Raw genomic sequence first — 10,143 nt, forward strand, 5'->3', positions numbered from 1 at the left:
CACAACGAACTCGAATTAGCACTGGACGCCATCGAGGCAGCTTTCAGCAAGGGGGACGGCGCGAACTGGCGCGTACTAGAGTATATGGCCGTGGCCGCTTAGTTTCTACTTCTGAACCCCGTGCAAAACGGGGGGATTACCGAGCCAGATGTCGTTGTTGTAGACGACGGCCGATCAGCCCCCTATCCATCTCGTCCTTCGCATCGAGAAGGCCACGCGGCGAATGTTCATCGTTTAGCCAGCCTCTCGAGCTCGTCGAATCCGCCAAAGAAGTCCCGCCGCCCCGGAAGTGGGGCCGGCCGGCACTCGGGGGTGTGCACTTACTGCACGAGGTTGAAGATTGGCGGACAGTGGGCGCCAGCGGACCGAGGAGAAGCTCGTCACTCAGTACGAAGCCTGCCGCGGTTGTGCCCTTCAACCTGGCATCGGCGTCAGGTCGGAATGTTGAGGAACGGGATTTTAGGCGGTGCAAGTTGCCGCAGAATCGTCAAGTGAACATCGAGATTCACTTTTTTCAGATGATCAAGATTCATCTGACCGCCGGCAACCAGCGCCGGTTCAAAGCCATACATTTCATCCGGCCCAAGTTTACCGAGCTCACCGAGCGCTCGGCCGAACAACGGCGCCTTCGCTTCATCCTTCAGATCACACTCATTTCGCGTCTTCGAGCCGAAGAACGTTTGGACCCTGAAGTCAGGGTTTTTCAGCGGTCCTTTTAGATCGCGCTCCAGTGCGATAAGAGAATGCGTCGGGCACGAGACCGTAAGGCTTGGCCCTGTTTTCTCGCCCCACGCGTATAACTTGCCGAACGCTGTTCGGGCAATGACATGGTAGCTGTCGACCTCTTCAAAGATCGTGTCTTCCAGCCACATATCAAGCACGTCTTCGTATTCATCCGGATTCACCGTCCAGAACAGCCCGTCAGCGTAGCTACTCCAACCCTCTTCTGCCCAATATTTCAGAAGCTGAGCCGGTAACTTCTTCTCAAACTTTTCAAAGCTCTCTTGAGGCACCTCGACTCTGCTGGTTGCCTCCCCAAAACTTTCAATGAACAGTTCGAAATCTTCGTCTCTCATCTCATTCCCTTCCCGCGACAAGGTTCAAGCTTGACATTCATCAAAGCGTCACCCTTACCGCTCGAAATAGCATCCCTCGCCCCTCCTTCCATCGTCGAGAGGCGATCGCCTTGATTCCAACTTCCGCCGATAGAGGAATTTACGCTTGAGCTTCCCATGCGAGTCGGGTCTGGATGCGCCCAGCCACCTGCAACCATATCAGGCTCATGCAGTGCTGCAAGCTTGCTCGCGATCGTCTTGGCCCGCTCAGTCGCCGCACTCATCGCCTCCTTCGCACCCATACCGGAGCTTCTCAAGCTGTCGTAGATGCTGCCCCTGACGTGCTCAACAAAATCGCTCCGGGTTGCCTCTTGCATCGCATCGGCCAACGGATTTCGACCAACCGCTTTGTATGCGTCCCGAGCTGCCTGAAACTCATTTGCGGTCAAGCTATTGATGGCGTCCTGCTGGCCGCGCAACTGCTTGGCATATTCTCGCAGATATTGCCGTTGTTCGGCCGGCGACAGCTTTTTGAAGCCCTCTTTGTTGTACGGATGGAAGCAAGGAACCTTCTTCTCCGGCAATCGCTCTTTCGGTTTGACGTGTACACCAGGCTCATTCTCTGGCACCCGCGGAGTCTCCACCTCTGGCGCTTTCGTCACCTGCCCTGCGCGCTCGGCTTCGGCGGCCTTCTCAGCCTTGATCGCCTGTTCAGCCTTGATCGCCTTCTCCGCATCTCCTACCTCGCCCAGCTTCGCCAGCTTTGCAAGTTTCGTCGACGCGAGAGGTGCTGTTATCACCTCCGCAAAACCACGGGTCACGGACTCGGTGTACTGCCCTTTGCTCCACGGGTCCGTCACCGGTTTGACAATTGCTTTGCCGATGTTGAGCGCCGTATTCCCGACGGTTCCAGGTGTGATATTTCCAATCCGAATGTCTTCGGCGAGAATTTGTGCGTCCAGTACGGCGGCCTCTCTGCCGGCGGAAGTGCCGACAGTCTGTGCTAACCCAACCGCGCCCTTCGCACCTGAATAGGCAAGATTCCCGATACCCATCACGGCGTCTTTGCCGAAACCTAACAGCCCCCGTCCGGCCTGCGCAGCCTGGTCCGCATAGGAACCTGGCGCACCTTTGATCTCACCTATCCAACCATCCAACGTTTTATTCGCGCTGTCGAAATCGACAACCTTGTCGGCATCGTCGACATTGATCAACTTGTCATTCAGAGCCGCTCGCTGGCGCTGCAGATCTTCGAGCCGTTTGCTGGTCCTCTGCCCCGGAGGCGCGTCTGGGTTGAGCACATCGTCGGCCGACGACTGCGTCGACTTGTAGGCTGTCTCGATCTGCCCCGTCGTCCCACCAACTCCCTCAGCATTGCAGTTGATCAAGCATGCGCTGCCATTGCGCGCGACGGGGAGCCCGTTGACCTTGACGTTGCTCTGCCCAGAGAGAATTTTGACGTATCCGCTACCACCAGAAGTTTGAGAAACGACGCCTTGCCCCGCGTCTGCCTGAACACCTTGGTGCGTGTCGCCCACGCGGTATACCGGCTTACCCTGAGCTTTGACGTTCGGAGAGGCAACCTGCTTGTGGTCGATCACCGCAAAGGTCTCGAACCCCACGACTTGGTTACCGACACGGCAAAAGTCTGGCTGGGTGCAGAAGGCTTTCCAGTCGCTTTCATTGGCAATGTGCTGCGAACTGCCAGAACGCGATTCATCAGCCGTCTTCTTTGGTAAGGTCCCGGGTTTGTAGCGCCCGGTTTCGTAGCGACGGACCACTTCCTTGGACGCCCAGTCGTAGACGTCCCGCTTCTGAGAACCGGGCGGACCTGGATCATTCCATAACGCATCCGCATGTTCCAGCGCGCTCTTGGCCTGCTCAAGACTGTCGATCTTGAAGTGTTCGCGAAACGCGTCGGCTCCGTCGCCGGTCACTTCTATCTGTAGCGGCTCGCTCATGCTACGCCCTCCGCAGGCACACCTGCAGGAGGTCGGGCAACGGCTTGATCCGTTGCACCGATCACCAGTGATCTGACCGGGTTGATCCGATCAAAGCAGGTGCGCCAAACCAGAGAAAGCCGGCGCTTGTCGAGATCGATGCTCACCGTATCGACAATCGGGAAGGCGACGTCACTGCCGCCGTCCGCATACGTTGCGACGGCCATTACCGTCCATCCGGGGAGCTGAGACTCGTAGAGGCTCTCAGGCAACAGGTTGGTAAGTCGAAGCTGCTCGGTGCAGTTGAGGTGATACGGGATCGTCAGGTGAGGATGCGCGACCTGATAGTAGGACGCATCAAAGTCATCGGGGACTGCCGGATAACGGGTCTCGAGCCACGTGCCATCGAGTGTGCCCTGTCGTTGCACTCGCGGCGACCACCAAGGTGCGAGGGGCCCACAACCCGCTGGCGAAACCTGCTGAAGCGGCGAATTCAATGGAACGGCGGGATCCTCGATCTGCGGTGCCGGCAACTCTCGCACTCCGGCCACCGCCGCCGCCATCACCTTTCGTTCGTCCGGTGGCAGCGTATCCAATACCTCGGCGTCCGGAAGCCATCCACATCCAACTGGATTGTCAGGCTTATGGATTCGGGCGATCACGCCGGATTGGTTGAGCGGGATAGCATAGGCACCACCGAACGCATTTTCGTAGCTCAGCAGCACCTCGGTGACTGGCGCCGCGTCCGTCACGCGCCAGCCCAACCATCGTTTGACGAAACGTCGCGGGCCGTACAGCCGAAACGATGCTTGATGATCGGCCAACTGCAAGCCCGCGACCCAACTCGATGCCGGCTGACCGTCGGGCGCGTGCGCTCGACCGGTGACGAATATGTCCGTCTGCGGCTTGTACAGCACTCGATCACCAGGCTGAATCAGCATCGATCTAACAGGATCATCCCCGCGCGGCTCGTCGTACTTGTCACCATCGACCACTGGCTCTTGTCGAACGGCGCGCGTTGGGCGTGCACCGTTCAGACCCAGGTCAAACGTGCCTCGAACGACGAGCACATCAAACGTATGCCCTCCAGCGCCAATCTTCGGAAACCAGGCATGTGGCAGTCCTGCATGATTTTCGACCGCGGCCATTATTCGCCACCATCTTCGCTGGCATTCGGAGCAGGGCTCGGTGACGGTGCCGATTGCGCCGATCCGCTATTCAAATGAACGTCCTGTGGTGCGTCAGCCCGTATCGTCTGATTCGCGGTTAGGTGGATATCCTTCGCGCTCAGGTAGATAGCTTGCGACGTCAAGACAATTCGTGAGTCCCCGACTACCAGTTCAATCTTGTCGCCAGCATGCAGCGTTAACGTTTTGCCGACGTCGACGCGCTTGTTCATGCCGACTTGTTCAAGTTGAGCCAACCCGACAGTCGTGTTCATCGCCCCGCCGACCGTCACTTGATATCCGGCACCAACCGTCAACGCCTTGGCCAGACCGATAGTCTCTGCAGCCGCGAGAAAAACAGTCTCGGCCTTTGCACCATGGATTGTGATCGTCTCGTTGCCGCCCACGGTTTCTTTCCGGTCTTCTCCGATCGAAATCGTTTCGTTCTGGTCGACCTGTTCCGTTCGGTTCTGGTGGATCGTGATGGTCTCGTTTCCGTCGACCGTCTCGGTCCGATTTCTATGCACTTGGGTGGTCTCATCCCGGTCGATGGTCTTGCTGCGATCATTTCCGACCCAATGCGACTCATCGTGCTCGACCTCGATGCGCTGATCCTTCTCGGCGTGCAACCAGACCTCCTCCGAGCCCTTCTTGTCCTCGAAGCGAATCGCGTTGGCCGTGTTGACGTTGCCGGTCTTGGTTGAGCGCGTGAGAATCCCGCTCTGAGTCGCGTTCGCCGGCAGTCCCCACGGCGGCATGTTCGCAGAGTTGTAAACGCTCGAGATGATCAGGGGTCTATCGGGATTACCGTCGAGGAAAATTACGACCACCTCGTTACCGATCCGCGGAATCTGAATCATCCCGAATCCGCTGGCGGCCCACGGCTGCCCGACGCGCACCCAGCACGAACTCCCCTGATCGCGCTTGCCCAGCCGATCCCAGTGGAACTGCACCTTCACGCGGCCCAGGTTGTCCGTGTAGATCTCCTCGCCCTCAGGCCCGACGACGACGGCAGTTTGCGGCCCGATGATCGTCGGCCGCTCGATGGTGAACGCCGGACGATACGGGATCTGCTTGCGGATGCAGGTGAAACTGCACTGGTAGGTCGCTGCGCCCTCGCCGGCCTGATAGTTGTTCGTGCCGTTATGCGTAACAGTCGTCAACAAAAACTGCCGGTCTTCGGGTTTCGCGTTACTGTGATCATAGTGATCATCGAGTTCGAAATACTGGCACGGCGACAACCGCCGGCTCGTGCTTGTCCCGATGAAGATCTTGCTATGCGCGGCAAGCGCCTGCGTCCTGAAACGCGTCAAGGCCTCGCCGCGATCGCTGTCTGGAAAGCCGTGCTCCCCGAGGTAGTCGTAGACTTCGTACGACGGCACTTCGCCCTGGTTGACTTCCGTGCCCCCGGACACAAACCGGCGCGCGTGCGGCACCTTGTAGTCGAAGGTCTTCAGACCGACGTTGGTGGACTCGAGCTGACGGCTCGCCTGAAACGACGTGATCACCGCCAGATTGTCGAGCGCCTCGCCCTTCGTGTACTGCAGGACCGGACTGCGGCCGCTGATCGATTTCGCGGCGATCGAGTTGTCCGTGATGATGAGCTTGTGGTTGTCCTTCGCGTGTTCGAAGAAGAAAAACAGCCCGTCTTCCTGCATCAGCCGTTCGACGAATTCCAGATCTGTCTCCCGATACTGCGTGCAGTAGCTGCGATTCTTCGTCGCCTTCGACAACCTGAATTCGAACGATGCGATCTTTCCGTATTCTCGAAACACCTTCGAAAGGATCGCTTCGGTATTCTCTTCCTGAAAAATCCGAATATCGCGGCTGCGCGAGAGCATCCAGAGCCATGGCACGATGGTCGCGCTGTAGAGCGTGAAGCTGCCGTCATGGTCGAGGTGCGTGAAGTTGGCCACGTACCCATGGAAATACCGTTCCTCCGAGCTCGCCAACGCATCGGTGAGCTGTAACGTAATCGTCACAGGCTGGCCGATCAGCTTTTTCAGTTCGATATTCGAATCTTGAGAAGCAAGTCGAACGTGGAAGTCGAAATTTTGAGATAAGCCTTCGGTTCCGTGAAAATCGACCAACACCAGATCAGACCGCCCTTTCATTGGCGTCTGGATGGTGAACAAACGGTTGCTCTGTAGCCCAAAAAAGCCTGGAATATCTGACAGTTGCATGGCGCCCTCGGAACCCCGCATCGGAACGGCAGGATATTATTCGTCGACGGATTTTAAACTGCCTGCCCCGGGAAGGATCAAGTTTTGCGTTTCTTGTACCTTGAATATGGGGACGGAGCCGCACGGAAGGTGAATGGATAACCTGCTGCCCCATTACGAATACGAGGTCGGTCTGCTGTTGCGCGGCGTCGCCGAATTTGCCCGGCGCTATCCGAAGATTGGCGCCCGACTGGGCATCGCCAATGGCCACGGCGATCTGCATGTCGACCGGATGATCCAGACGTTCGCGCTGCTGGCCGCCCGTGTCGACGCGAAGCTCGAGGACGCCTATCCCGAATTCACCGAATCGCTACTCGAAATTCTGTACCCGCAGTACCTGCGCACCGTGCCCGCCTGCGCGATCGCCCAGTTCGATCCAACCAACCTGTTCGGCCAACTTACGGCGCCCTTCACGATGCAGCGTGGTACGTTGCTCGATGCGAATGCGGCACCGTGCCGGTTTCAAACCATCTACGATGTCACGCTGGTGCCGCTGCGGATTCACTCCGCACGTTTCGCCCCGGCCACGATGGTCCCCGCGGCTGTCCGGCTGCCGGCCAGCGTCTCCGCCATCCTTTCGATCGCGTTCGAAAGCGCAACGCCTACCGATACGTTCGATGGCGCGATCCCGTCTGGCGCGGTTCGTCTTCACCTGGCGGGTGACCGCGCGCGCGTCGCCGCGCTTGCCGACGCGCTGCAGCTGCGTGCCAGCGCGGCGTTTGTCGAGGTCGATCAAAGCGGGCAGTGGGCGGCATTATCAAAAATCCCGATCGAATCCGTTGGCTTCGGGGAGAACGATCGGCTGTTTCCGAAAGAATCGACTAGTACGTCGGGCGCATTCCAAACCCTGATCGAGTCCTTCGCGTTCCCCGAGAAGTTCGATTTCGTCGACATCGACCTGGGGCGAATGCGCCGCGCTTCGCGTGCGCCGGACGCGCGATTGATGACGTTGCACCTCGCCATTCGCGACGCGGCATCGGGATCGGTTGCCGCCCAGGCGCTGCACGACCTGGACGCCACGTCGTTCAAACTCTTTTGCACGCCAGTCGTCAATCTGTTCAAGCGAGACGCCACGCCCATCCAGCTTACGACCACCGATCGGGCGCATCCCGTGACGCCCGAGCCGCTGGAGACCGGCACGCCCCTCGACGTGTACTCGATCGACGCCGTTCATCTGGGTGATCGGACGCAATCCGAACTCGAAAAGGGAACGCCATCGTCCGCTGCGGTTTCACGTCCAACCGTGCTGCCGTACCGCGCGTTCAGCCATAGCCGGAAACCTGACTCTGCAGTTGCCTACTGGACTGCGTTCCGGGATCCGCATGCGGCGGCAGGCAGCGGGCGCGCCCCGCTTCTCCTGTCGCTCGTCGGGCTGGAAGGTAACACCGCCCGGGTGAAGCACCCGCAAATTGACGTCGACGTCACGGCCACCAATGGAGAACTACCTTCGCGGCTACCGATCGGCTCGCCGGACAGCGACCTCGTTCATGAAGGCGCCGCGCTGGCTTGCCCCATTCGGTTGCTCACGCGGCCGACTCTACCGAACGTGCTGCCGCGTGGGCACGATGCGTTGTGGCGAGTCGTGGCGGGCATGTCGTTGCATCCGTTCGATCTGACGCAGACGGGCCTGAAGGCATTCAAGGATTTCTTGCGGCTGCACGCGCCGCGCGCGAGCGTCGTCGCTCAACGCAGCATCGACGCGATCGCCGGGCTGGACTACCAACCGGCAAGGAAGTGGATGTCGCTCGACGGTCAGTTCCCGTCGTTCGTGCGTGGTGTCGAGATCATCGTGTCGCTCGATGAAAGCATGTTGCGCGATGTCACGTTGCACCTGTTCGCACGAATGCTGGATCTACTTTTCGCCCCGTACGCACCGACGAACAGCTACGTACAGCTCATCATCCGTTCGTCGCAAACCGGACACGAACTGCACCGCTGCCCCGCGCAATCCGGAACGCGGCCGTTGATCTAGTCAATGCAGATAGCCGACCAGGATGCCGGCGCCGGCGCCCGCTTGCAAGCCAACCGTCGTGCCGCCCATCAGCAGAATCGCGGGGGCGTGCGCGATCGCGATCTCGGCGAGCCACGTCATCGCCGGATTCGACAGGCCAAGGGCAAGCTGCGCAGAATTGATCCCCAGGATCATCGCCGAGCCAGCCTTGCCGTAGCCGATGCCTACGCCGCCGTCGAGGTACACCGTAGCGCCCTGGAAATCGCTCTTGGTCAGCTCGGTGCCGCTGAACGCCGGCGCCATATAGATGAGCCCCGCGCTGTCGAACGACTTGGCAGACCCTGCGCCCCCGACCTCGCGGCCGGCGATCTTGGGTATCTTGATCTCCGGCAAGGAAAACCGAGGGAGCTTGATCTTCGGGAGACGAAGGCCGAAACCGATCCCGACACCTACGCCACCGTAGTAGAAATCGGTTTCGGTTCCGCCTGGGTCGGCGAGAACGATCGTGCCGCCCGACGCGACGACGAATTCGATGCTGACGCCGCCCGTCGCACCCGTCTTATAGCTCCAGTTGCTTGGTCTCAGAATTGACACGGCCGATCCTCTCAGAGGTTGTTATTTTTTTGGCGGAAGATTCATCACCGCGAAAACGATGAACCCGACGCCGAAAATCGTCGCCATCAACGTCCAGTTCCACACGGCGCCGAACCGGTCGATCGTGGCGGTGCGGGCGGGGGCCTCCGGCCGATACAGGACAGTGACCTTGTCGCCCACCTTGGTACCGTAGATCATCCCGCCTTGCGGATAAGACACGCGTTCGCCTGTTTTCGTCACGAACTCGATCTGCGGGTGGCTGCCACCGGCGTTGAGGCTGACCACCTCGCCAGGCACGGCGATCGCAGTCTGCAGGAACCCTCGCGTGGACCACCCGATAACAGCCGCGATCACGAGAAAAACGACCCCGATCGCAATGCCTGCAATTGCCTTGAACATGAGCCCTCTCGATTTCTGTTATTCGACACGCGGCACCCCTTCAGTTGCGGGTCTGTGCGCGATTTTAGCGCATTGGCGCACACCGGCCGCCGACGCGCCCGTCGGCCGCTTACCGATTGCCAATCGCTATGAGCCGGTCCGCGACGTCCGCGCCTCGACCGTCATTTCCAGGCAGTTTCATGCCGCCGTATCCGACGCGTCTTGTCGGTCGTCGTGATGCTGATGAAATAGCAGCGCGCGCACCAGTGGCCGCGTCGAATCGTATTCGGCGTAGCCAGCCATCGGTGGCCACGAGCACATTCCCACTCCAGTCGCGTCGAGCTGTTCAGGTAAGTTTTCGAGACGCACGTCCCACCTCGCTCTGCCGCGATCGCACGCATCAAGTCGATGCCGAGCTTGCCGGCGTCGCGCCCACACGTGGCGCACCAATGGCCCCGGACGATCGCTCCGGGATAGGCCCACCACCGATGACCTCGTGCGCATTCCCATTCGAGCCGGGTGGTCGTGTTTCGATAGGTTTCGGACAGGCAACGTCCGCCGCGCTCGGCCGCCAATTGGCGCATCCGATCGATACCAAAGCGCTTCGCTTCGTGCTGGCACTCGAGACACCACGATCCACGAAAAGCCCGGGCTCCCAACATGTCCCACTCGTGACCTGCCTCGCACCGAAATCGATATTGAGCCTTGCTGCCTTCGTAGACCTTGGAAAGGCAGACGCCACCATGGCTTTTGGCGCAGCGACGTAGGCGGGCCAATCCGTCCTTGAGCCGGTACGCTTGGACCTTGTCTTGGTTCGAAGGTAATCCCCCCGTTTTC

7 protein-coding genes and 1 pseudogene are annotated in these 10,143 nt (G+C 59.6%); 1 reads left to right on the plus strand and 7 read right to left on the minus strand.

From position 1 onward, the window contains the following. Window positions 1-431: 431 nt before the first annotated feature. From J7024_RS34945 to J7024_RS34960, 4 genes are read right to left on the minus strand one after another with little or no spacing between them, the layout of a single operon-like run. On the minus strand, window positions 432-1,076 hold the full coding sequence (locus tag J7024_RS34945; protein ID WP_234745907.1) for a GAD-like domain-containing protein: 645 nt from the start codon (window positions 1,074-1,076) through the stop codon (window positions 432-434). Next, window positions 1,073-3,016, minus strand: a complete 1,944-nt coding sequence (locus J7024_RS34950; RefSeq protein ID WP_124897866.1) for a polymorphic toxin type 15 domain-containing protein — start codon at window positions 3,014-3,016, stop codon at window positions 1,073-1,075. Before J7024_RS34950 ends, J7024_RS34945 begins: the two co-directional genes overlap by 4 nt. After that, window positions 3,013-4,143: a DUF2169 family type VI secretion system accessory protein gene (locus J7024_RS34955; RefSeq protein ID WP_124897867.1), complete on the minus strand. Its 1,131-nt coding sequence runs from the start codon at window positions 4,141-4,143 to the stop codon at window positions 3,013-3,015. The genes J7024_RS34950 and J7024_RS34955 overlap by 4 nt, the downstream gene beginning before the upstream one ends. Further along, window positions 4,143-6,344 (minus strand): type VI secretion system Vgr family protein, encoded by a 2,202-nt coding sequence (locus tag J7024_RS34960; RefSeq protein ID WP_234745908.1) that lies wholly within the window; start codon window positions 6,342-6,344, stop codon window positions 4,143-4,145. The genes J7024_RS34955 and J7024_RS34960 overlap by 1 nt, the downstream gene beginning before the upstream one ends. A 133-nt stretch (window positions 6,345-6,477) precedes the next feature. Here J7024_RS34960 and tssF point away from each other — a divergent pair, with 133 nt between their 5' ends. After that, window positions 6,478-8,355, plus strand: a complete 1,878-nt coding sequence (tssF, locus tag J7024_RS34965; protein ID WP_234745909.1) for a type VI secretion system baseplate subunit TssF — start codon at window positions 6,478-6,480, stop codon at window positions 8,353-8,355. On the opposite strand, the gene J7024_RS34970 is transcribed toward tssF, so the two are convergent. The 3 genes and pseudogenes from J7024_RS34970 to J7024_RS34980 all read right to left on the minus strand — a co-directional run. Further along, a complete protein-coding gene (locus J7024_RS34970; protein WP_006750562.1) occupies window positions 8,356-8,928 on the minus strand; it encodes a hypothetical protein in 573 nt (190 codons plus the stop codon). Window positions 8,929-8,949: 21 nt separating this feature from the next. Beyond that, the gene (locus tag J7024_RS34975) at window positions 8,950-9,327 is read right to left on the minus strand and encodes a DUF3592 domain-containing protein (protein ID WP_175762347.1); all 378 of its coding nucleotides are present in this window, start codon (window positions 9,325-9,327) and stop codon (window positions 8,950-8,952) included. Window positions 9,328-9,488: 161 nt separating this feature from the next. Continuing rightward, window positions 9,489-10,143, minus strand: a pseudogene (locus J7024_RS34980) (hypothetical protein); the annotation flags it as partial.

It is taken from the genome of Burkholderia sp. WTPI3, from assembly GCF_021483755.1.
In the GTDB taxonomy this organism is placed as follows: Bacteria; Pseudomonadota; Gammaproteobacteria; order Burkholderiales; family Burkholderiaceae; genus Burkholderia.

What these genes read in the sequence shown, in the direction of transcription:
- J7024_RS34945 (WP_234745907.1), bottom strand. Translation starts at nt 1,076, where the DNA reads ATGAGAGACGAAGATTTCGAACTGTTCATTGAAAGTTTTGGGGAGGCA.
- J7024_RS34950 (WP_124897866.1), bottom strand. Translation starts at nt 3,016, where the DNA reads ATGAGCGAGCCGCTACAGATAGAAGTGACCGGCGACGGAGCCGACGCG.
- J7024_RS34955 (WP_124897867.1), bottom strand. Translation starts at nt 4,143, where the DNA reads ATGGCCGCGGTCGAAAATCATGCAGGACTGCCACATGCCTGGTTTCCG.
- J7024_RS34960 (WP_234745908.1), bottom strand. Translation starts at nt 6,344, where the DNA reads ATGCAACTGTCAGATATTCCAGGCTTTTTTGGGCTACAGAGCAACCGT.
- tssF (WP_234745909.1), top strand. Translation starts at nt 6,478, where the DNA reads ATGGATAACCTGCTGCCCCATTACGAATACGAGGTCGGTCTGCTGTTG.
- J7024_RS34975 (WP_175762347.1), bottom strand. Translation starts at nt 9,327, where the DNA reads ATGTTCAAGGCAATTGCAGGCATTGCGATCGGGGTCGTTTTTCTCGTG.